This is a genomic window from Virgisporangium ochraceum (assembly GCF_016863655.1).
Classification (GTDB): domain Bacteria; phylum Actinomycetota; class Actinomycetes; order Mycobacteriales; family Micromonosporaceae; genus Virgisporangium; species Virgisporangium ochraceum.
This window is the reverse complement of sequence record NZ_BOPH01000101.1, coordinates 16,488-38,755: the sequence shown is the minus strand read 5'-3', so window position 1 is coordinate 38,755 and position 22,268 is coordinate 16,488. Positions and strand designations below refer to the sequence as shown.

The window sequence follows — 22,268 nt, the reverse complement described above, 5'->3', positions numbered from 1 at the left end:
CTTGCGCACTGCCTATCCTGTGCGGGTGACGACGACGATCGATCGGACGACCGCGGGCACGCCGCTGGAGGTTCGTCCGCAGACGCTCCTGCTCACGCTGCTCGGCAGCACCGCGCTCGACCGGGACCTCGCGATCTTCTCGGGCACCTTCGTGACCGTGATGGGCAACCTGGGCGTCTCCGAGCACGCGACCCGCTCGACGCTGGCCCGGATGGTCGGCCGCGGCCTGCTGGTCCGGCACCGCCGCGGGCGCCGGGTCTACCTCGGCCTGACCCCGCGCGCCGCCGCCGTGCTGCGCGAGGGAGAGGAGCGCATGTGGCGCTGGGGCGCGGTCAACCGGGACACCAGCGGCCACTGGACGCTGCTGGGGTTCTCGCTGCCGGAGTCACGGCGCGACGAACGGCACCTGCTGCGCTCGCGGCTGCGCTGGGCCGGGTTCGGGATGCTGCGTAGCGGGCTGTGGATCGCGCCGGGCGCCGTCGACGTCACCCCGCTGCTCTCCGACCCCCAGCTGCGCGACCACGTGCTGGCCTTCCGGGCCGAGCCGGTGGAGCCGGTCGACGCCGACCGGATGGTGCGCGACGCCTACGACCTGCCCACGATCGCCGCCCGCTACCACGACTTCCTGCGCCGGTGGGACACCCGGCGGCCGTTGCCCGACGCCACCGACGACCTCACCCGCCATCTCCTGCTGCTCAGCGACTGGCTGCTGCTGCTGCGCGACGACCCGCGGATCCCCCTGCACAACCTGCCGCCCGACTGGCCGGCGGTCGCGGCGCAGGAGGTCTTCCACCGCACCCACGGCCGCCTGCAGCCCCGGGCCCGGCGGGTCGCCGAGCGGGCGGTCGACTCCATCGACGCCCCCGTCGACGACGGCCGGCCCTGACCGTCGGCCGTCGCGGGTCATGTCCTCCGGCGCGTGGCCGAACGCCCCGGTACCGGTGCGTCGGCGGGAGCCGGGCCGGTGGTTCCGCCGGGCACGAGCGCACCGGTGCGCAGCGCGGCGGCCACCGGCGGCCGGTCGTCCAGCCGCAGCAGCAGCGCCTCGACGGCGAGCCGCCCCAGTTCCAGGCCCGGCGTGCTGATGGTGGTCAGCGGCGGGTCCCACATCTCGGCGAAGTCGGCCGAGCTCAGCATCGACAGCACCGACATGCGGCCGGGCACCGGCCGGTCGAGCCGCTTGAGCTCCGCGACGAGACCGGCGGCGCCCGCCTCGTCCTGGACGATGACCGCCGTGGTCTCCGGTGCCACGGCCAGCAGCTCGCGGGCGGCCTCGCGGCCGGAGACGACGGTCGACCGGCAGTACAGCACCACCGGGGCGATGCCGCGCTCGTCGGCCAGCTCCCGGTAGGCCGCCTCGGAGCGCACGTACGGACCGAAGCCGGCGACCCCCTCCTCCTCGCGGTTGCCGTTGACGAACGCGATGTGCCGGTGCCCCAGGTCGGCGAGGTGGTCCATGGCCACCCGCATCGAGGCGGCGATGTCGATGTCGACGTAGTGCAGCCCGCTGACGTCGCGGGTGCGGCCGATCAGCGTGAACGGGGTGTCCAACCCGCGCAGCGCCTCGACCCGCGGATCGTCCAGCGCCACGGACATGAGCAGCACCCCGTCGACGAGCTTCTGCCCGACGAGCGTGACCAGCTCGTCGCCGTCGTTGCCCACCGGCCAGATCACCAGGTGGTGCCCTGACTCCTTGGCCGCGGTGGCGGCGCCGAGGATGAACTCCCGGGTCGCGGCCCCCAGCCACAGGCGCGAGAACGGGGTCGCGAGCGCGAGAATGCGGGTCCGGCGACTGGCCAGGGCGCGTGCGACGACGTTGGGGCGGAAGCCGAGCTCGGCCATCGCCCGTTCGATCCGTTGCCGGGTCTCGGGGGTCACCGGTTTGGTGTTGTTGACCACGAACGAGACGGTGGCGATCGACACCCCCGCGGCCTCCGCCACCTCACGCATCGTGACTGCCATTCGCGCGACCCCGACTTCCTGTCCGAACGGACGTGTTGACAACCCTCCGGCTGGCTCCCAGACTCTACCGCGAGTCAGGTATAGCGCTTAACCATCCGCCGCCCCATTTCTGAAGCCACCCTTCGACCAGGCGGTTAAGCGCTATACCGATGTGCTATCGAGTCAGCTAAGGAGCTGTACCGATGAGAAGACGAATGGCGGCTGTCGCGGCCGCGGCCACCCTGGCAGCTCTCACCCTCACCGCCTGCGGCGACGACGACGGATCCTCCTCCGACGGCGCCGTCGACAGCCTCACCGTGCTGGACTACTACACCGACGAACCGACGACCTCCCAGGTACGCGCGCTGCTCGACAAGTGCGGCACGGCGATCGGGGTGGGCAAGGTCGAACGGACCGCCGTACCCGGCCCGACCCTGATCCAGAAGGTGCTGCAGCAGGCCTCGTCGAAGACGCTGCCGGACGTGCTGATGCTCGACAACCCCGACATCCAGCAGATCGCCGCGACCGGCGCGCTCACACCGCTCGAGGACTACGGCATCAAGGCCGACGGCTACGCGGCCGGTCCGGTGTCGGCCGCCACGTACAAGGGCAAGCTGTACGGCCTGCAGCCGGCCGCAAACACGATCGCGATCTTCTACAACAAGGACATCCTCGCGAAGGCCGGCGTCACCCCGCCCACCACCTGGGCGGAGCTGAAGACCGCGGCGAAGACCCTGACCGCCGGCGACCGGTACGGCTTCGCGTTCAACGCCACCGCCGACTTCGAGGGTGCCTGGCAGTTCCTTCCCCCGATGTGGACCAACGGCGGCGACGAGACCAACCTCAAGAGCCCGCAGGTCGCCGGGGCGCTGCAGCTGTGGAAGGACCTCGTCGACAGCGGCGTGACGTCCAAGAGCGTCGTCACCTGGACCCAGGCGGACGTCAACGACCAGTTCATCGCCGGCAAGGCCGCCATGATGCTCAACGGGCCGTGGCAGATACCGACCCTGGAGAAGGCGAAGGTCAACTTCGGCGTCGTCCCGTTCCCCGTCAACACACCCGGACAGACGTCGACCGCGCCGCTCGGCGGCGAGGCCTGGACCGTTCCGCTCACCGGCGACAAGGCGCGGATGGGCAAGGCGGCCGAGCTCGTCAAGTGCATGAACACCGACGAGAACCAGCTCGCCCGGGCGAAGGACGGCGGCCTGGTGCCCACCCGGCTCGCGCTCGCCGACAGGTTCAAGAGCGAGGTACCGGCGATGGCCGGCTTCACCGACGCGGTGGCGAAGGCCCGCGCGCGCACCGGAAAGCTCGGCGAGAAGTGGCCGGACACCGCGAAGGTGATCTTCTCCGGGATGCAGCTGGTCCTCACCGGCCAGGCGGCTCCGGCCGACGCGATGGCCAAGGCCGGCGGCTAGCCCGTCCCGTGACCGAGATGACCCGACGCAACGCCACCCCGGCGACCTCCGCGCCGGCCCCGACCCGGGGCCGGCGCGGGGAGCGGGTCGCCGAGATCCTGTTCGTGGTGCCGGCCGCCCTGGCCATCGCCGTCCTGTTCGGCTACCCGGTGGCCAAGAACCTGGTCATGAGCTTCCAGGACTACAGCCTCCGGACGTTCTTCACCGGCGAGGCGCCATGGGTGGGCCTGCGCAACTTCGCCGCTGTCGTCGACGACGCGGTGTTCTCCCGGGCCGTCGTCAACACGGTCGTCTTCACGGCCGGCTCGATCGTGGGCCAGTTCGTGATCGGCCTCGCGCTGGCGGTCTTCTTCCACCGCGCCTTTCCGCTCAACCGGTTGGTCCGCGCGCTGTTCCTGCTCCCGTGGCTCATCCCGTTGATCGTGGGCAGCGCCGCGTGGCGGGCGATCCTGGACCAGGACAGCGGGATCCTGAACGTCCTGCTCCAGCGCGTCGGCGTCATCGACTCGCCGGTCCCCTGGCTGACCTCACCGGAGGTCGCTCTCGTCACGGTGATCCTGGTGAACATCTGGCTCGGCGTGCCGTTCAACCTCACCCTGCTCTACAGCGGCCTGCAGGACATCCCGACGGAGCTGTACGAGGCAGGTGCCCTCGACGGCGCGACCGGCTGGAAGGCGTTCCGGCACATCACCTGGCCCAACCTGCGCGAGGTCGTGGCCATCGTCCTGATGCTCGGCGTCATCTACACCCTGAAGGTGATCGACATCATCCTCGGCCTGACCGGAGGTGGCCCCGCCAACGCCACCGAGACCATCGCCACCCAGTCCTACGAGCGTTCGTTCGTCGAGTTCGCGTTCGGCGAGGGCGCCGCGTTGAGCAACATTCTCATCGCGATCTCGCTGGCGTTCGCCGTCGTGTACCTGCGCGCCACCCGACGCCGGATCCACGACTGATGAACAGATCCGTGACCGCGCACCGTGTCCGCGGAGGCGTCCGCACCGCCGTCGCCCTGGTTCTCCTCGCCGTCATGCTGTTCCCCGTCTACTGGATGGTGAACATCTCGCTGCAGCCCAACGGCAACACGTTGTCCACCACCTGGTTCCCGGCGCAGCCGACCCTCGACGGCTACCGGGCGGCGCTGCAGGACCAGGGCCACAACCTGGTGACCAGCCTGCTGGTCGCCTCCGGCACCGTGGTGCTCACGGTGGCCGTCGCCGCGCCGTGCGGCTACGCGCTGGCGCAGTTCCGGTTCCGGTGGATCAGCTGGGCGCTGCTGGCCGTGCTGCTCTCCCAGATGATCCCCGGCATCGTGATCGCCAACGCCCTGTACACCCTCTACGAGCGGCTCGGTCTGCTGAACTCCGTTCCGGGCCTGGTCGTCGCGAACGCCGCCAACGCCATCCCGTTCGGCATCCTCATCCTGCGCTCGTTCATGCTCGGTGTGCCGCCCTCGATCGTCGAGGCGGCCCGCGTCGACGGCGCGGGCCCGATCCGCTCGTTCCTGTCGGTGGTGGTGCCGATCAGCCGCAACTCGCTGATCACCGTCGGGCTGTTCGCGTTCCTGTTCGCCTGGAGCGACTTCATCTTCGCCCTGACGCTGACGACCAAGGGCACCGTCGTGCCGGTCACGCTCGGGATCTACACCTACCTGGGCGCGCACGTGTCCAACTGGAGCGCCGTGATGGCCACCGCGGTGCTCGCGTCCATTCCCGCCGTCGTCCTGCTCGTCGTCGCCCAGCGGTACATCGCCGCCGGCGCCACGGGCGGAGCGGTCAAGTAGTGCCCTGCCCATCGCACCGAAGGACTGACATGCGGATCACCGGGTACCGGACCATGACCACGGTCCAGGAGTGGGGTCGGCCGATCGGCGACGCCAACGGCGTCTACGCCGACGGGACCGTGTCGGTGCCGATCGTCCTGGTCGACACCGACGAGGGCATCACCGGTGTCGGCCTGGGCCCGCACGTGCAGGCGGACTCGGTGTTCGCCGCCCTCGACGGCGAGGACCCGCGCGGCGTGACCGCGCTCTACGACCGCATGCTGCGGCGCACCTTCAAGGCCGGGCACGCCGGCGCCGTCTTCGGCACCATCGGCGCCTTCGACACCGCCCTGTGGGACATCAAGGCACAGGCGGCCGGCGAGCCGTTGTGGCGCCTGCTCGGCGGACGCGACCGCACCGTCCCCGCCTACGCCTCCGGTCTCGACATCGGGCTGAGCGACAGCGACCTCGCCTCTCTCTACCAGACGTTCGCCGGGTACGGCCTGCGCGCGGCCAAGCTCAAGGGCGGCCTGGACATCGAGCGCGACCGCGACCGGCTGACCCTGGTGCGCGACGTCCTGACCGACGCGGCGCACGGCTCGCGGCCGAGCCTGATGCTCGACGTCAACGAGTCGTGGAACCGAAAGCAGGCGGTACGGCACGTCCGGGAGATCGAGCGGCACCTGGACCTCACCTGGATCGAGGAGCCGGTGCGGCGCTGGGACGCCGAGGGCCTCGCGGTGGTCAGCCGGGCGGTTCACGCCTCTGTCGCGACGGGTGAGAACCTCACCGGACTGGAGCAGTTCCGCCCGCTGGTCGCCGCCGGCGCCGTCGACGTGGTCCAGATCGCCGCGGTGTGGGGCGTCACCCACTTCCTCCGGGTCGCCGCGTTCGCACACGCCCACGACCTGCCGGTGAGTCCGATCGGCAACACACCGGTCGCCCTGCTGCACGCCGCCACGTCGGCGCCGAACCACCTCGTCAGCGAGCTCCAGGACCTGCGACCGCCGGTCGGTGTCTCCGTCGACGTGTCGATCGGTGACGGCGCGTTCGTCCTGTCGGACACGCCCGGGCTGGGCGTCCGGGTCGACGAGGCCGCGATCGCCCCGACGTTCCCGCGGCCGCACGACGAGGTGGGCGACGGACCGTCGGTACGGCCCGACGGGGCGGGACGGCAGCTGCTGGCGCGCACGGACCGCGGCGTGCCGACCGGCGCCGGGCGGGGATGACGGCCGCGCCCGGAAACTACGCCCACATTCATCCCATGTCTACATCCGTCCAGCCGGGAACGGCAACGGTTCCGATGCCCGGCAGCCACCGCAAGCCCCTGTTTCATCACGGATCCCGCGCCAGCTTGACTGTCTCGGTCGTCGCCTCATAGCGTTCGGTCGACCTATTCATGGGATCAATCTGCGCACCTACCGGAGTTCGCGCCATGCCCACGATCACCGCGGTCGACGTCGTCGACGTCCGTCTTCCCACCGTCCGAAGTGGACCCCCACCGACGCATCCGGACGCGGGGCACTCCGTCGTGTACGTGGCGGTCTGGACCGACACCGACCTGGCCGGCCACGGCCTCGCGTCCACGGCCGGCGGCGACAACCCGCGGTGCGTCGCGGCGGCGCGCCGGGTCGCCGCGCCGCTGGTGGGCCGCGACGTGGACGACGTGGCCGCGTCGCTGGGCCCGACGTACCGCGGGCTCGTCGGGGCCGGCGGACCCGACGCGGACGCGGGGGTGTCCCGGTCGGCCACCACGGCGGTGCTGACGGCGGTCTGGGACCTGGTGGCCCGGCACGCGGGGAAGCCGGTGTGGCGCCTGGTCGCGGAGATGGAACCGGCCGACCTGGTGGCGGCGTGCGACTTCGGGCAGCTGTCCGACGCGCTGCCCCGGCAGGAGGCGCTGGAGATGCTCGAGCGGCTCGCGCCCACCCGCGCGCAGCGGGTGCGGCACCTGGCCCGCGTCGGGTATCCGGCGTACACCAGCCTCCCGCGCCCGCCGGGCCACACCGACACGCACCTGCGGGCGTCCTACGAGACCGCGGTCGCCGACGGCTGGCACGCCGTCAAGGTCGAGGTCGGCGGCTCGGTCGGTAGCGCCAGGCGGAGACTGGCCGCCGCCCGCGCGGCGCTGGGCCCCGACGCCACGCTGCTCGTCGACGCCCGGCACCGGTGGGACGTGCCCGAAGCCATCCGGCACGGCACCGAGCTGGCCGAGTTCGGTCCACTGTGGATAGAGGAGCCGACGGACCCGGACGACGTCGCCGGGCACGCCTCCATCCGGGCGGCCCTGTCGGCGGTCGGTGTGGCGACGGGCGGCGGCTGCCACAGCCACGGCACGGTCAGGCGCATGGTGGAGGCCCGCGCCGTCGACTACTGCCGGATCGACCCCGGTCGGCTGGTGAGCGTCAACGAGATCGTGCCGGTACTGCTGCTCGCCGCGAAGTTCGGCGTTCCCGTGTGCTTCCCCGGCGGCGACGTCGGGCTGAGCGAACTGGTCCAGCACATCGCCATGATCGACTTCATCTGCGTGAGCGGCAGCATGGTCGGGCGGCTCGTCGAGCACGTCGACGTCCTCCACGAGCACTTCAGCAGCCCCGCGGTCGTCGACCGGGCGTGGTACCGGCTGCCGACCGACCCCGGCTACAGCGCCCGGATGCACCCCGAGGCGCTGGCCACGTACCGCTATCCCGACGGCGCCCACTGGCGTCAGGTCGCGACCCGGCGGTAGGAGCGGCGTGGGTGCCATCGAGACGACCATCGAGAACATCAAGCGGATGCTCATCGAGGGAGAGCTGCGGCCCGGCGACAAGCTGCCGGTCGAGAAGGACCTCGCCGCCCTCCTGGGCGTGTCACGGAACACGTTGCGCGAGGCGGTCCGCGCGCTCAGCTCCCTCAAGGTGCTGCAGACGCGGCAGGGCGACGGCACCTACGTCACGAGCCTGCAGCCGGGCCTTCTCCTCGACGGCATGGCCTTCGTCGCCGACCTGCACCGCGAGGACGGCGAGCTGCAGTTCCTGCATGTCCGCCGGTTGCTGGAGCCGGAGGCGACCGCGCTCGCCGTACGCCGGCTGACCGGGGCCGATCTCGCCGGCCTGCGCGACCTCCTGGCGGAGGCGCACGACCTGGTGCGCGCCGACCCCATCGACGCCGACCGGCTGATGGCCAACGACCGGGCCTTCCACGCCCTCATCACGTCGCGCTGCGGGAACCCCGTGCTGGCCGCGCTGGTGGAGAACATGTCCGGCAACACGGTGCGGGCCCGGCTGTGGCGGGGCCGCCTCGACCCCGCCGCGAACCTGCGCACCGTCACCGAACACGAGCTGATCTACCAGGCGATCGTCGACGGGGACAGCGAACGCGCCCGCCTCCGGGCCGCGGCGCACATCATCGAGGTCGAGGACGCGGTGCGCGCGATGACCGGGTCACGCGGTCACCTCGACAGCCAACCGCCGTCGACGGCCAGCACCGTGCCGTTGACGTAGGCCGCCGCGTCGGAGGCGAGGAAGACCGTGGCGCCGGCCAGGTCATCCGGGCTCCCCCACCGGCCGGCGGGGATGCGTTCGAGGATCGCGCGGTTGCGCTCGGGCTGCTCGCGCAGCGCCCTGGTGTTGTCGGTCGCGATGTACCCGGGCGCGATCGCGTTGACGTTGACGCCGTGGCCGGCCCACTCGTTGGCCAGCGCGCGCGTCAGGCCCGCGATGGCCGACTTGGCCGCCGCGTAGCCGACGACGTTGATGCCACCCTGGAAGCTCAGCATCGACGCCGTGAAGATGACCTTCCCGCGTCCCCGCTCGACCATGCCCCGGCCGATCCCGCGCGCCAGCACGAACGGCGCGGACAGGTCGACCTCGAGCACCTCGTCCCAGTCCGCGTCGCCGTGGTCGACCGCCGGTGCCCGGCGGATGGTTCCCGCGTTGTTGACGAGGATGTCGACGGGCCGTCCACCGGCGGCGAGGGTCGCCACGAGCGCGGCGGTCGCCGACCGGTCCGACAGGTCCACGCGGAACGGGGTGAACGACCGGCCGAGCGCGGTGACCCGTTCCGCCGCGGCGCCGCCGTCGGACTCCAGCGACGCGCTGACGCCGATGATGTCGGCACCGGCCGCGGCGAGCGCCCCGGCCATCGCCAGGCCGATCCCCCGCCGGCACCCGGTGACCACGGCCAGCCGTCCCGTGAGGTCGAACAGATCCATCACGCACCGGTCCCGCAGTCGACGAGAACCTTGATGGCGGTTCCGCTCTCGAGCGCGGCGAACGCCGCCATGACGTCGTCCAGCGGCACCACCTCCGAGACGAGGCGTGCGGCGGGGACCGCGCCGTCGGCCAGCAGCCGGACCGCCTCCTCGAAGTCGGTGTGCTGGTACACCCGGACGCCGATGATCTCCAGCTCGCGCCAGAAGACCCGGTGCAGGTCGACCTCGCGGGGGCTCGGGTGGATCGCGACGGCGACCAGCCGGCCGCGCACCCCGAGCGTCTCGACGGCCGTCCGCACGCCCCCGGCCGATCCGGACACCTCGAAGGTGACCTCGGCTCCGGCGCCGTCGGTCCACTCCTGGACCATCGCGGCGACGTCGGTCGCGGTCGGGTCCACGGCGCGCAGCCCCAGCTCCTCGGCGACCGCGCGCCGGTGCCGTTCGAGCTCCACGACCACGACCTCGGCGCCCGCCTGCCGGGCGACGCAGGCGATCAGCAGTCCGACGGGTCCCGCGCCGACCACGACGGCGCGTTCGCCGGCACGCAGGCGCGACCGGCGCACGTCGTGCACCGCGACGGCGGTGGGTTCCACGAGCGCCCCGTCACGCAGCGACAGGTGCTCGGGAAGCCGTACCAGGCGCGCCGCCGGAACGGTCCAGGACGACTGCATGGCGCCCGGCGAGTCGATGCCGATGAAGTTCAGCCGGTGGCAGATGTGGGTGTGTCCCGCGCGGCAGGCCGGGCATCCGCCGCACCACGCGAGCGGCATCACGGTCACCCGGTCGCCGACCGACCATCCGGTCACGCCGTCGCCGAGCTCGGCCACCAGGCCCGCCATCTCGTGGCCGAGCACCGCCGGCCGCGCCACGCGAGCGTCCATCGCCCCGTGCATGATGTGGAGGTCGGTACCGCAGATCCCGGTGTAGGCGACCTCGATCCGCACCTCCCCCGCCGCCGGCGGCACCGGTTCGGCCCGCCTGACGACGAAGTTCCGGTCGCCGATGTAGAAGGCACCTCGGCCGTCGTGCACCATGTCGGAACTCCTCAGCTGTGTCAGCCTATGCGGCGGGTACGAACGGCGACGTCGATGTCCACTGTGGACCGTCGGGGAAGCGGAAGGCGTCGAGGGAGCCGGCGTGCATCTGCGCGCTCATCCCGGGGGCGGTGGGGGTCACGTAGCGGCCGTCGCGGATGCGCACCGGATCCACGAAGTGCTCGTGCAGGTGGTCGACGTACTCGATCGACCGGTCGCGCACCGTCGCGCTGACCCCGACGTAGTCGAACATCGCCAGGTGCTGGACGAGCTCGCACAGCCCGACACCGCCCGCGTGCGGACACACCGGCACCCCGAACCTGGCCGCCAGCAACAGGATCGCGAGGTTCTCGTTGACGCCGCCGACCCGGCAGGCGTCGATCTGCACCACGTCGACCGCCTCGGCCATCAGCAGCTGCTTGAACACCACCGCGTTCTGGACGTGCTCGCCCGTCGCCACCCGGATCGGCGCGAGCGCCCGCCGGACCGCGGCGTGACCGAGGACGTCGTCGGGCGACGTGGGCTCCTCGATCCAGTAGGGGTCGAACTGCCGGAGCTGCTCCATCCACCGGACGGCCTCGTCGACACCCCAGATCTGGTTGGCGTCCACGGCGATGCGGATGTCCGGGCCGACCGCCTCCCGGGCCAGCCGCAGCCGCCGCTGGTCCTCGGCGAGGTCCGCTCCGACCTTCAGCTTGATGAGGGAGAACCCGTCCGCGACGGCCTGCCGGCACAGCCGCACGAGCTTGTCCTCGTCGTATCCGAGCCAGCCCGGGGTCGTGGTGTAGGCCGGGTACCCGTCCTCCAGCAGCGACCGTTCCCGGTCGGCCCGTCCCGCCTCGGCGGCCTCGAGGATGTCCAGGGCCTGGTCCTCGGTCAGCGCGTCGCGGAGGTAGCGGAAGTCGACCTGCGCGACCAGCTGCCGCGGTGAGAGGTCGGCGAGCAGCTTCCACAGGGGCTTGCCCGCGCGCCTCGCGGCGAGGTCCCAGATCGCGTTGACGATGCCGCCGGCCGCCATGTGGACGACGCCCTTGTACGGGCCCAGCCACCGGATCTGGCTGTCACCGGTCAGCCGTCGGGCGACGGCGCCCGGGTCGGCCAGAACGTCGGCGACGGCGTGACCGACGACCAGGTCGCTCAACGCTTCGACGGCGGCGACCTGCACCTCCGTGCCGCGGCCGACGGTGAAGACCAGCCCGTACCCTTCGGCTCCGTCGGAGGTCCGCAGGACGATGTAGGCGGCCGAGTAGTCGGGGAACGGGTTCATGGCGTCGGACCCGTCGCGCTCCCGCGACGTGGGGAAACGGATGTCATGGGTCTCGATGGACGAGATCAGCTCAGTCACCGTCGACTCCTGCGGGGGTAGGGTCCGGCGTCGGACACAGGGTGGTCAGCAACCGTGGAATGCCCGGCGGGATCCGGCCGGTCTCGACGTCGATCACCGCGTAGATTCGGGATACGTCTGATGTCTTTATAGGCCACCGCCACGTCGCTGTCCAGAACCAACCGCGCCGCCACCGCCCCGGAAACGGGTTAACCGCTGTTCAGGACCGCGAATAAACGATGCGGTGCGGCCGAGCGGTGCTGGAACGCTTTCACCGAAGACCCACCCGGACCGCACGAAGATAAGATGTCTCGGCAGATCTCACCGAGGGAGAACCACGTGGCACTGACCGACGAGGCGATCACGAAGATCCGGAACATGATCCGGTCGGGCGAGCTGCCGCCCGGTACCCGGCTTCCCCCGGAACAGCAGCTCGCCGCACAGATCGGGCTGTCGCGCAGCGGCGTCCGGGAGGCGGTGAAGGCGCTGGAGATGGCCCGGGTGCTCGACGTGCGGCGCGGCGACGGAACGTACGTGACCAGCCTGGCCCCGCACCTGCTGCTGGAAGGGCTCCGCTTCGCCGTGGAGCTGCTGCGCGACGACACGCTGCTGGAGGTCGTGGAGGTCCGGCGGCTCCTGGAACCGGCCGCCACCGGGCTGGCCGCGACCCGCATGTCCGACGCCGCCCTCGACGAGCTCGGCCAGATCCTGGAGGACATGCGCGCCGCCGCGGCCGATCCCGAGCTGCTCATCCAGTACGACATCGCCTTCCACCGCACCGTCATCGCCGCCACGGGCAACGAGACGCTCACCTCGCTGCTCGACGGCCTGTCCGACCGCACCGTGCGGGCACGGGTGTGGCGCGGGCTCATCGAGGCCAACTCCGCCCACGTCACCCTCGACGAGCACCGGGCCATCTATCGCGCCCTGCGCTCCCGCGACCAGCTCCTGGCCCAGGCGAGCGCCCTGGTCCACGTGAACACGTCCGAGTCGTGGCTGCGCGCCGTCCTCAGCGAACAGTCGATCGACAGCTCGAACATCTGATGAATCCGCCGCCCTCGGGAGGTGCTCGCCCCAGACTCACTGACCGTTTGACCCGCATTGCCGCGCTATGAACTCGGAAAACAGTCGCCCGAGCCTTTTGGAGGCTAGACGGCCCGTCGCCCGCCGCGTATAAAACATCTTATCAATCCGGCGGGTTGAGGCACACCGTCCGTCCGTGCCCACCGTCGCCGTGCGCGGTCCGCGACGAGGAGGACGCATGGCCGTGAGCACCACCCCACCCGACACCGCCGCGAAGACGGATCCGCCGTCGCGGCGCCCCACCTGGCCGAGCGTCGCGCTCGCATTGATCCGCACCGGTCCGGTGCTGATGCTCGTCGCGGTCATCGCGGTGGCGGGCACGCTGTCGCCGGTCTTCCTCACCACCCGCAACCTCGGCAACGTGCTCGCGCAGACCGCGGTCATCGCGATCCTGGCGATCGCGCAACTGCTCGTCATCGTCACGCGGGGCATCGACCTGTCCGTCGGTTCGACGATCGCCCTCGCGGCGGTGGTCGGCGCGCTCACGTTCGAGGCCGTCGCGTCGACACCGCTGGTCGTGCTCGCGATGCTCGGCACCGGGCTGGCCGTCGGTCTGGTCAACGGCACCGGGCTCGTGTGGGGCCGCCTGCCGCATCCGTTCATCGTCACGCTGGCCACGTTGAGCGTGGCGCACGGCCTCGCGCTGTGGCTCGCCGGCGGCCAGCCGCACCGGGGAATGCCCGACATCGTCCAGCAGATCGGCGGGGGCTCGATCGGGTGGCTGCCGTACTCGGCGTTCCTCGTCGCCGCGCTCGCCCTCGCGGTGCTGTTCCTGACCACGCGCGTGGTGTGGGGGCGCTGGATCTACGCCGTCGGCGGCAACCCCGAGGGCGCGCGCCGGTCGGCGATCCCCGTCAACGGCGTGCTCATCTCGGTGTACGCGCTCAGCGGCCTGTTCGCCGGCATCGCGGCGATCGTCACCTCGGGCCGGCTCAACGCCGGGTCACCGACGTTCGGGGAGCTCGCCGAGCTCGACGCGATCGCCGCGGTCGTGATCGGCGGGGCCAGCTTCCTCGGCGGACGGGGCACGGTGGGCAACGCGCTCGTCGGAGCCTTCATGATCGGGGTCATCCGCAACGCCATGAACCTCATGAACGTCGACGCCTTCATTCAGCCGATCGTCATCGGCGTGGTCATCCTGGTCGCCGTGGAGCTCGACGTCGTCCGCGGCGCGCTGGAGCGGCGGTTCCGGGTGATGCGGGCGGTGCAGTCATGACCGCCACCGACCGGGTACCGGCGCTCCGCGTGGTCGACGCGGTCAAGAGGTTCGGGCTCGTCGTCGCGCTCGACGGCGTCGACCTCGAGGTCCACCACGGCGAGGTGCTCGCCCTGCTGGGCGACAACGGCGCCGGAAAGTCGACGCTCATCAAGTGCATCAGCGGGGTGCACCGGCTCGACTCCGGACGCATCGAGATCGACGGAACGCCGGTCGACCTCCACTCACCGGCGGCGGCCCGCGCGCACGGCATCGAGACCGTCTACCAGGACCTGGCGCTGTTCGACAACCTCGACCCGGCGGCCAACTTCTACGCCGGGCGGGAGGCGGCCGGGCCACGGTGGCTTCCCCGCGGACTACGGGTGCTGCGCCGGCGCGCGATGGCTGAGGCCACCGCCGACGTCCTCAGCCGGCTGCAGGTCCAGGTGCACGCCGGCCAGTCGACCGTCGGCCTGCTGTCCGGCGGCCAGCGCCAGGCGATCGCCGTCGCCCGCGCGGCCGCGTTCGACTCCCGCATCGTCATCCTCGACGAGCCGACCGCAGCGCTCGGACTCCGCGAGTCCCGGCGCGTCCTCGACCTGATCGTCCGGCTCCGGGACGAGGGCAGGGCGGTCATCGTCATCTCACACGCCATGGACCACGTGATCGAGATCGCCGACCGGGCCGCCGTCATGAGGCGGGGACGGAAGGTCGGCGAGGAAGTGCCCAACCCGGAAACCCGTCAGCGGATCGTCTCGCTGATCGTCGGCGCCTGACGCCACCACCCCACCCCGCGGGCACGCGTCGAGTGCCCGCGGCACCTCCCCATCCCATGTCATCCCGAAGGGACCGACAGACATGAAACGCATCCGATCCCTGCTTGTGCCTGCCCTCATGCTCGCCGTCACCCTCGCGTCGGCCGGCTGCGGCTCCGACGACCCGGCCGCCGGCTCCGACTCGATCAAGGTCGGGTTCATCACCAAGTTCCCGGTGGACTTCTACGACACCATGGTCGACGCGGTCAAGAAGTACGACGCCGACCACAAGGACGTCGAGGTGGTCTTCGGCCAGGGCAAGAGCGGCACCGACGACGAGGGCGTCATCGCCATCATCGAGAACATGATCACCCAGGACGTGAAGGCGATCGCCGTGACGCCCACGAGCCCCAACGTCCAGGGCGCACTCGACAAGGCGGTGAAGGCGGGCATCAAGGTCGTGCTCGTCGACAACGACATCCCGGGCTGGAAGGGCAAGTCGTCGGTGGTGGCGACCGACAACCTCGCCGGGGGCAAGCTCGCCGGCGAGTGGCTGGCGAAGAAGCTGTCGCCCGGCGCCACCCTCGCCATCCTCCAGGGCCGGCTGGGCAACCCCTCGCTCGACGACCGCGTCAAGGGTCTCAAGCAGGGGCTGGGCACCGTGGCCACGATCGTCGCCGAGCCCGCCACCGACTGCGACCAGACCAAGGGCCTGAACGCGGCGCAGGACATCCTGACCGCCAACCCGAACGTCACCGCCATCTACGGCGCCTGCGGACCGCCCATCACCGGCGCCCTGCAGGCCGTCAAGGCCGCCAACAAGAAGCCGGGTGCCATCACCGTGGTCGGGTTCGACGCCTCCCCCGACGAGCTGACCGCGATCGCCAGCGGCGAGCAGGCCGCGTCCGTCGCGCAGTTCCCGGCCAAGATGGGCTCCCTCGGTATCGAGACCGCCGTCGCCGCCGCCCGTGGCGAGCAGGTCGCGGCGACCGTCGACACCGGCACGGAGATGGTCACCAAGGACAACGTCAGCCAGTTCAAGTAGGACCGACGCCCCTCCCGGCCCGGCACCCACCGGGCCGGGAGGGTCCGCGTCGCTCCACAGTGGATCGCCGCTTGCCCCTATTGCCCGGTGATCAACGCGAACGCGATGGACCCCGCGCACGCCAGCCCGAACAGCACCACCGCCACCAGGAACCAGGTGAAGATTCCGAGACCTGCCGCGACGAACCCGCGGGCGCCGGGCGAGAGGTGGAACGGCGGGTCCGGGGGCAGGCTCGGTGCCGGCCCGGTCGTCAGGTGGACGACCTCGCCCGGCGACAGGACGTGCTCGGCGACCGCGAAGCGGCCGGGATCGGCGTCGATCCGCCCGCGCACGGCCGGGGGCAGCCCGAGCGCGGACAGCCGGTCCAGGACGCCACTGTCGGTCGGGAACCCGGTGACGCGGCCCACCGGCACGTCGACGACGATCCGGTCGGCGCGCACGGTCAGCGTCCCGGACCGGTCGGTGACCTGCTTCGGCCGGGTGCGGATCTCGTGGTCGTACCGGACCCGGAGGTCCCCGGCGATCGTCCGGTGCCACACCGGAAGCAGCTCGCCGGCAGCGGTGACCGACGCCGTCGCCAGCGCGCACGGCACGCCGGTCAGCGGCCCACGCACGACGGGCGGGCCGTCGATCACCCCGCGGACCGCGATCGCCACCGCGCCCGCCTCGTGCACGTGGATCAGCGCGTTGCGTCCCGGTGCCCGACCCACCGCGCGGATGACCTGACGCGCGGCCCAGCCGCTGGCCGCCGCGATCCCCGCGACGACCAGCCAGCCGAGCACGTCACCGAGCAGTCCGAGCATGACCTGGATTATCGGCTCGTACCGAACCGGTAGACGGTGGCGGTCCGGTAGACCTGCCCCGGACGCAGCACCGTGGTGGGAAAGGTCGGATGGTTCGGGGAGTCGGGGAAGTGCTGGGTCTCCAGAGCGAGCCCGTCATGCCGCCGGTAGACGCCGCCGCCCGTTCCCGTCAGCGTCCCGTCCAGGAGGTTGCCGGAGTAGAACTGGATCCCGGGCTCCTCGGTCAGGACGGTCAGCACGCGCCCGCTCTCCGGTTCGACCACCGTGGCCGCCGGCACCAGACCGGCGCCCGCACCGCGGTCGAGGACCCAGTTGTGGTCGTAGCCACGGCCGATCGCCAGCTGCGGAAAGTCCGCGCCGATCCGCTCGCCGACCGGGGTCGGCCGGGTGAAGTCCATCGGCGTTCCGGCGACAGGGTCGATCGCACCGGTCGGGATCAGCGTCGCGTCGACCGGCGTGTACCTGCCGGCGTCGATGCGCAGCACGTGCCCCTCGATGCTGCCCCGGCCCTCACCGGCGAGGTTGAAGTAGGTGTGGTTGGTGAGGTTGACGACCGTCGGCCGGTCGGTCGTGGCCCCGTAGTCGATCCGCAGGGCGTTGTCTGGCGAGAGCGTGTACGTGACCGTCGCGGTCAGCGTGCCCGGGTAGCCCTGGTCGAGGTGCGGGCTGGTGTGGCGCATCGCCAGGCCAACCGTGCCGTCCCGCTCGAACGGGGTGGCCGCCCAGATGCGCTTGTCGAAGCCCACGGCGCCACCGTGCAGGCTGTTCGGGCCGTCGTTGGTGGGAAGGTGGTAGGTGGCGCCGTCGAGGGTGAACCGGCCCAGCGCGATGCGGTTGGCGTACCGGCCCGCGACGCACCCGAAGTACGGGCTGCGCTCGACGTAGTCGGCGAGCGTGCCGAAACCCAGCGCGACGTTGGCCATCCGGCCACGCCGGTCGGGGACCTCGATCGTCTGGATGATCCCGCCGTAGGTCAGGATCTGCACCCGCGTGCCGCTGCCGTTGGTGAGCGTGAACCGGTCGACCCCGCCCTCCGGTGTGCTGCCGAAGTCTTCTCGTGCGTACATGCGCTACTCCACAGTGGACACCCGCGTGCCCGTCTCGAAGGACCGGACGACCGCCTCGGCGAGGACGACGGCACGCCGTCCGGCGGCCATCGGCACCGGAGGCTGCCGCCCCTCGCGCAGCGCCGCGAACACGTCGTCGACGTGCCGGTCGAACGTAGCGTGGAAACTGCGGTCGGTGTCGTTGAAGTATCCCGCCTGCCAGACGTGCGCGGTCTCGTCACCCGCGCGCTGCAGGCTGAACCGACGCACGGTGTCGTGGATCTGCACCCGCCCGGCGGTGCCGTTGAGCTCCACGACGTGGGTGTCGGGGTAGGCGTACGACGAGTCGTAGCTGCCGATGAGACTGCCGACCGCGCCGTTGTCGAAGTGCAGCGCGACCGCCAGGGTCGACCAGCCGTTCCCGCTGGGATCGGCCAGCTGCGCCATCACCGACGTGACCGGTCCGCACAGGTGCTCCAGCATGTCGAAGCCGTGACACTGGGTCTCGATGAGGTTGGCGTGCGGATGCCGGCCGGAGCCCGCCTCGCCGCCGAAACGCCACGTGGCGAACGCGAGCCGGCCCAGGTCGCCGCGGGCGATGGCGTCGGCCGCCAGCCGCACCGGCCGGGCGTACCGGTGGTTGAAGTTGATGCCGACGAACAACCGGCGCGCCGCCGCTTCCGCGACCAGGACGTCGGCCTCCTCCACCGAGAACACCAACGGCTTCTCCACCAGCAGCGGCACCCCGCACCGGATCAGCTGCAGCGTCGGCGCGAAATGGGCCTCGTTCGGCAGGCAGACCGTCACCAGGTCGGGTCGTTCGCGGTCGAGCATCTCCTCGACGTCGACGTACGCGCGCGTCCCGAACTCCAGCGCCCGCGCGGTGGTGCGGGCCGGGTCCCGTCCGACGACCGCGACCAGCGACGCGTCGGTGCGTCCGGCGAACAGCTCCGCGTGCTGGCGTCCCCACCATTCGCCCGTTCCGACGACGGCGACCCGCACCGGTGGGCCCGTGACGCGGTCGCGCCGGACCACGCCGGGAGCGTACGCCGCGGCCCGGTTCACCGGGGCCTCCGCCGGGCCAGCCGCGACTGCACCAGCACCACCACGATCAGGAACGTCCCGCTGACGACCTGCTGGTAGTAGGAGGTGAGCGTGCCGACCTGGTTGATCAGGTTCTGGATCACCTTCAGCAGCAGCACCCCCACGAGGGTCCCGCTGAGCGAGCCGGCGCCGCCGGACAGCAGCGTCCCACCGATCACCACCGCGGCGATCGCCTCCAGCTCACGCCCCTCGCCGATCGTCGGCAGCCCCGACTGCGTCTGCGCCGCCACGAGGACGCCGGCGATCCCGGTCAGGACCGCGCTGATCACGTAGACCAGCAGCCGCACCCGCGCGACCGGTGCGCCCATCAGCTCGGCCGCCTCCTGGTTGTCGCCGACGGCGAACACCGACTGCCCGAACCGGGTCCGGTTGAGCACGACCACACCGACCGCGAACGCCAGCAGCGCGATCCAGACCGGCGCGTGCAGGCCGAGCCAGCGGGCCTGGCCCAGCCGCGTCAGCGTGAGGTCCGCCGGGATGATGAAGACCGTGTTCCCCTCGTCGGCGACGGCGAACGCCAGTCCCCGGGCGAAGAGCAGCGCGGCCAGCGTGACGATGAACGGCGCGATCCGCGCCCGCGCGATCAGCGTCCCGTTGACCAGACCGAAGACCGCGCACACCAGCAGTGGCAACGCGATGGCCGCGACGCTGCCCCAGCGGGCGCCGTAGGCGGTGAGCACGCCCGACAATGCCAGCAGCGAGCCGACCGACAGGTCGATGCCGCCGCTGAGGATGACAAACGTCATCCCGATGGCGATCAGCAGCAGGTAGGAGCCGTCGAGCGCGATGTTGCCGAGGTTCTGCGCGCTGGCGAAGCTGTCGCCGAATGCCACCGAACCACCGACCAGCACCAGCGCGAGGACGATCGGCGCACCGGCGCGCTCGGCCGGCCACCGCCGGCCGTGCGTCGACAGGGCCAGCCGCCGGGGCGGGGTCGCGACCGCCGTCTCGGCCGCGCTCACGGGTGCTCTCCGGACCCGGTCCGGTGGACGCGGGGCCTCAAGCCCGGCTCCGGCCGCGCTGCGCGTACACCGCCGCGACGATGATGCCCGCCTGGATCATGCGGGCCGCCGAGTCCGGCAGGTTCTGTTGAATCACCGTTGCCGTGATGAGCTGCATCAGCAGCGCTCCCATCAGTGTGCCGAGAATGCGGACGCGGCCACCGGACAGCGGTGTGCCGCCGACGACGACCGCCGTGATGGCGCTCAGTTCGATGAGCAGCCCGACGAACGACGGGTCGCTCGCGCCCTGCCGCGCGGTGCTCAGGACGCCGGCGCCGGCGGCGAGCAGCCCGCTCACCACGTAGACCGTCACCAGCGTCCGTTTCACCGGGAGCCCGGCGAGCGTGGCGGCCGCCCGGTTTCCGCCGACCGCGAGCACGCGCCGTCCGAACGCGGCCCGGCGGACCGCGAGCCCCGCGGCGGCCGTGACCACCACCACGATCAGGACGCTGATCGGGACGCCGAGCACCGCGGCGTTGCCGAGCGAGTCCAGGGTCGGGTCGAACAGTTCCGTCAGCCGGCCGTTGGTGAAGACCAGCGCCAGCCCGCGGCCGGCCACGAGCAGGCCGAGCGTCGCGATGATCGGCTGCATGCCGGCGAAGGCCACGAGCGACCCGTTGACCAGACCGACGACGACGCCGGCCAGCAGCGCGACCGCGATCGCCGCCCACACGCCGTAGCCGATGTACAGCGGCAGCAGCGCGGCGCTGATCGCCATCGTCGAACCGACCGACAGGTCGATGCCCTCGGTGGCGATGACCAGCGCCATCCCGATGGCGACGATGGCCACCGGCGCGACCTGCACCAGTTGCAGGCGCAGGTTGGTCACCGTGGCGAAGTTCGGTGTGAAGACCAGGTTGAAGACCAGCAGCAGCGCGGTCGCCACGTAGACCCCGGTCCGCTGGACGAGGTCCGGTACGTCGACGCCCTTCCGGCGCGCCGCGAGGCTGTCAGTCATCGTCGTCCCCCGCCTCTGACGACTCAGCCTCCGACGACTCCGCCCGCGACGCGGTGGCGATGGTGCGCATGATGCGGTCCTCGCTGATGTCGTCTCCGCGCAACGTGCCGACGACCGCGCCGTCGCGGAGGACCAGCACGCGGTCGGCGCCCTCCACGACCTCCTCGAGCTCGGAGGAGATCAGCAGGACCCCGAGGCCCTGTTCGGCCAGTTCGTCGATGAGCGACTGGATCTCCGACTTGGCGCCGACGTCGATGCCACGGGTCGGCTCGTCGAGGATGAGCACCTTCGGGTGCAGGCACAGCATCCGGGCCAGCAGCACCTTCTGCTGGTTGCCGCCGGACAGCTCGCGCACCTTCTGGTCGGTGCTCGCCACCTTGATCCGCAGTCGCGTGACGAACGTGTCGACGAGCTCGGCCTGCCGCCGCTCGGACAGGAACCCACCGGTGGTCAGCCGCGGCAGGGCCGCCAGCACGATGTTGTCGCGCACGGACAGGTCGGCGATGATGCCCTCCGCCTTGCGGTCCTCGGGGATCATGCCGAGGCCGTCACGGATCGCCGACGCCGGTGACCACCGCCGCCGCGCGCGTCCGCCGACGCTGACCGACCCGCTGTCGACCGGGTCGACACCGAAGACCGCCTTCGCCGTCTCCGTGCGCCCCGATCCGAGAAGCCCCGCCAGGCCGACGACCTCGCCCGGTCTCACCTCGACGGTGACGTCGTCGAGCAGTGGCCGACGGGTGAGCCCGGCCGCCTGCAGCACGGGCGCGCCGGTGGTGTCGCGGTGCTCGTCGGTGAACGTGGTGGCGCCGTGCTCGCGTACCTCGTCGATGTCGCGACCGAGCATGGTCGCCACCAGCCGCAGCCGCGTGGTGTCGGCGACCGGGCCGGTGTGCACCAGCCGGCCGTCACGCAGCACGGTGACCCGCTCGCAGAAGCGGAAGACCTCGTCGAGCTTGTGCGTGACGTACAGGACCGCGACCTGCTGGCGGCGCAGCACCTCGACCAGCCCGGCGAGCAGGTCGACCTCGCGCGGCTCCAGCGACGAGGTCGGCTCGTCCATGATGACCACGCGGGCGTCGGTCGACAGCGCCCGGGCCACCGCGACCATCTGCTGGACGCCGAGCCCGAGCTCGCCGAGCCGGCGCCGGACGTCGACGGTGATGCCGTACCGGACGAGCGTGTCCCGCGCGTCCCGGTACATCCGCCGGCGGTCGACCAGGCCCAGCCGGTTCCTCGGCTCCCGGCCCAGGAACAGGTTGCTGGCGACGCTCTGCAGCGGCACCAGGTTCACCTCCTGGTAGATGGTGCTGATCCCGGCGGCCTGCGCGTCCCGGGGCCGGGCGAACGCGACCGGTTCGCCGAGGTAGTGCACCTCGCCCTCGTCCGGCCGGTACACCCCGGTGACGAGCTTGATCAGGGTGGACTTGCCGGCGCCGTTCTCGCCGACGAGCGCGTGCACCTCGCCGGCGTTCAGCCGCACCGAGACTCCGTCGAGGGCGCGCACGCCGGCGAACTGTTTGCTCACCGACCGGACGTCGATGGTGGGGGTCGTCATGCGGCTCACGCTCCGCGTCGAGCCCGCCGGACCGTGGACAGGCCGCGGTCCG

21 protein-coding genes are annotated in these 22,268 nt (G+C 71.7%); 11 read left to right on the top strand and 10 right to left on the bottom strand.

The window, feature by feature from the left end; all coding sequences use genetic code 11:
* The first annotated feature begins 25 nt into the window (after nucleotides 1-25).
* On the top strand, nucleotides 26-886 hold the full coding sequence (locus tag Voc01_RS36705; RefSeq protein WP_203932273.1) for a PaaX family transcriptional regulator: 861 nt from the start codon (nucleotides 26-28) through the stop codon (nucleotides 884-886).
* 17 nt (nucleotides 887-903) lie between these two features.
* Here Voc01_RS36705 and Voc01_RS36700 read toward each other — a convergent pair whose 3' ends face one another.
* Nucleotides 904-1,962: a LacI family DNA-binding transcriptional regulator gene (locus Voc01_RS36700; RefSeq protein ID WP_203932272.1), complete on the bottom strand. Its 1,059-nt coding sequence runs from the start codon at nucleotides 1,960-1,962 to the stop codon at nucleotides 904-906.
* Between the two features lie 182 nt (nucleotides 1,963-2,144).
* Here Voc01_RS36700 and Voc01_RS36695 point away from each other — a divergent pair, with 182 nt between their 5' ends.
* From Voc01_RS36695 to Voc01_RS36670, 6 genes are all read left to right on the top strand, one after another.
* The gene (locus Voc01_RS36695; protein WP_203932271.1) at nucleotides 2,145-3,359 is read left to right on the top strand and encodes a sugar ABC transporter substrate-binding protein; all 1,215 of its coding nucleotides are present in this window, start codon (nucleotides 2,145-2,147) and stop codon (nucleotides 3,357-3,359) included.
* 17 nt (nucleotides 3,360-3,376) lie between these two features.
* Complete coding sequence (locus Voc01_RS36690) at nucleotides 3,377-4,312, top strand: carbohydrate ABC transporter permease (protein ID WP_203932270.1); 936 nt, start codon at nucleotides 3,377-3,379, stop codon at nucleotides 4,310-4,312.
* Nucleotides 4,313-4,323: 11 nt separating this feature from the next.
* Complete coding sequence (locus Voc01_RS36685; protein WP_239160745.1) at nucleotides 4,324-5,139, top strand: carbohydrate ABC transporter permease; 816 nt, start codon at nucleotides 4,324-4,326, stop codon at nucleotides 5,137-5,139.
* Between the two features lie 29 nt (nucleotides 5,140-5,168).
* Nucleotides 5,169-6,347, top strand: a complete 1,179-nt coding sequence (locus Voc01_RS36680) for a mandelate racemase/muconate lactonizing enzyme family protein (protein WP_203932268.1) — start codon at nucleotides 5,169-5,171, stop codon at nucleotides 6,345-6,347.
* Between the two features lie 206 nt (nucleotides 6,348-6,553).
* Complete coding sequence (locus Voc01_RS36675; protein ID WP_203932267.1) at nucleotides 6,554-7,846, top strand: enolase C-terminal domain-like protein; 1,293 nt, start codon at nucleotides 6,554-6,556, stop codon at nucleotides 7,844-7,846.
* A gap of 7 nt (nucleotides 7,847-7,853) precedes the next feature.
* Nucleotides 7,854-8,600: a FadR/GntR family transcriptional regulator gene (locus tag Voc01_RS36670; protein ID WP_239160744.1), complete on the top strand. Its 747-nt coding sequence runs from the start codon at nucleotides 7,854-7,856 to the stop codon at nucleotides 8,598-8,600.
* Here the strand turns inward: Voc01_RS36670 and Voc01_RS36665 are convergent.
* Genes Voc01_RS36665 through Voc01_RS36655 form a run of 3 tightly spaced genes read right to left on the bottom strand, consistent with a single transcriptional unit; the run spans nucleotide 8,549 to nucleotide 11,689 of the window.
* Nucleotides 8,549-9,310, bottom strand: a complete 762-nt coding sequence (locus tag Voc01_RS36665; RefSeq protein WP_275423788.1) for an SDR family oxidoreductase — start codon at nucleotides 9,308-9,310, stop codon at nucleotides 8,549-8,551. The genes Voc01_RS36670 and Voc01_RS36665 overlap by 52 nt on opposite strands.
* Nucleotides 9,310-10,344: a zinc-dependent alcohol dehydrogenase gene (locus Voc01_RS36660; RefSeq protein WP_203932265.1), complete on the bottom strand. Its 1,035-nt coding sequence runs from the start codon at nucleotides 10,342-10,344 to the stop codon at nucleotides 9,310-9,312. Before Voc01_RS36660 ends, Voc01_RS36665 begins: the two co-directional genes overlap by 1 nt.
* 25 nt (nucleotides 10,345-10,369) lie before the next feature.
* Nucleotides 10,370-11,689: an enolase C-terminal domain-like protein gene (locus Voc01_RS36655; protein WP_239160743.1), complete on the bottom strand. Its 1,320-nt coding sequence runs from the start codon at nucleotides 11,687-11,689 to the stop codon at nucleotides 10,370-10,372.
* Nucleotides 11,690-12,007: 318 nt separating this feature from the next.
* Between Voc01_RS36655 and Voc01_RS36650 the strand changes: the two genes are divergently transcribed.
* The 4 genes from Voc01_RS36650 (at nucleotide 12,008) to Voc01_RS36635 (ending at nucleotide 15,746) form a co-directional block, all read left to right on the top strand.
* Complete coding sequence (locus Voc01_RS36650) at nucleotides 12,008-12,712, top strand: FadR/GntR family transcriptional regulator (protein WP_203932264.1); 705 nt, start codon at nucleotides 12,008-12,010, stop codon at nucleotides 12,710-12,712.
* Between the two features lie 217 nt (nucleotides 12,713-12,929).
* Complete coding sequence (locus tag Voc01_RS36645) at nucleotides 12,930-13,967, top strand: ABC transporter permease (RefSeq protein ID WP_203932263.1); 1,038 nt, start codon at nucleotides 12,930-12,932, stop codon at nucleotides 13,965-13,967.
* Nucleotides 13,964-14,722 carry an ATP-binding cassette domain-containing protein gene (locus Voc01_RS36640; RefSeq protein WP_203932262.1) on the top strand — a complete coding sequence of 253 codons (759 nt, stop codon included), beginning with the start codon at nucleotides 13,964-13,966 and terminating at the stop codon, nucleotides 14,720-14,722. Before Voc01_RS36645 ends, Voc01_RS36640 begins: the two co-directional genes overlap by 4 nt.
* Nucleotides 14,723-14,804: 82 nt before the next feature.
* Entirely contained in the window at nucleotides 14,805-15,746 is a 942-nt protein-coding gene (locus Voc01_RS36635) for a sugar ABC transporter substrate-binding protein (protein ID WP_203932261.1), read from the top strand.
* A 77-nt stretch (nucleotides 15,747-15,823) separates the two neighbouring features.
* Here the strand turns inward: Voc01_RS36635 and Voc01_RS36630 are convergent, their stop codons facing one another.
* The 6 genes from Voc01_RS36630 to Voc01_RS36605 are packed head-to-tail and all read right to left on the bottom strand — an operon-like array spanning nucleotide 15,824 to nucleotide 22,216.
* The gene (locus Voc01_RS36630; protein WP_203932260.1) at nucleotides 15,824-16,549 is read right to left on the bottom strand and encodes a hypothetical protein; all 726 of its coding nucleotides are present in this window, start codon (nucleotides 16,547-16,549) and stop codon (nucleotides 15,824-15,826) included.
* A gap of 8 nt (nucleotides 16,550-16,557) precedes the next feature.
* Nucleotides 16,558-17,616 (bottom strand): aldose epimerase family protein, encoded by a 1,059-nt coding sequence (locus tag Voc01_RS36625; protein ID WP_203932259.1) that lies wholly within the window; start codon nucleotides 17,614-17,616, stop codon nucleotides 16,558-16,560.
* A 3-nt stretch (nucleotides 17,617-17,619) separates the two neighbouring features.
* A complete protein-coding gene (locus Voc01_RS36620) occupies nucleotides 17,620-18,660 on the bottom strand; it encodes a Gfo/Idh/MocA family protein (RefSeq protein ID WP_203932258.1) in 1,041 nt (346 codons plus the stop codon).
* Nucleotides 18,657-19,661, bottom strand: a complete 1,005-nt coding sequence (locus tag Voc01_RS36615; RefSeq protein ID WP_239160742.1) for an ABC transporter permease — start codon at nucleotides 19,659-19,661, stop codon at nucleotides 18,657-18,659. Before Voc01_RS36615 ends, Voc01_RS36620 begins: the two co-directional genes overlap by 4 nt.
* Nucleotides 19,662-19,698: 37 nt before the next feature.
* Nucleotides 19,699-20,658, bottom strand: coding sequence for an ABC transporter permease (locus Voc01_RS36610; protein WP_203932257.1), 960 nt, complete (start codon nucleotides 20,656-20,658; stop codon nucleotides 19,699-19,701).
* Entirely contained in the window at nucleotides 20,651-22,216 is a 1,566-nt protein-coding gene (locus Voc01_RS36605; protein ID WP_203932256.1) for a sugar ABC transporter ATP-binding protein, read from the bottom strand. Before Voc01_RS36605 ends, Voc01_RS36610 begins: the two co-directional genes overlap by 8 nt.
* Between the last annotated feature and the right edge of the window lie 52 nt (nucleotides 22,217-22,268).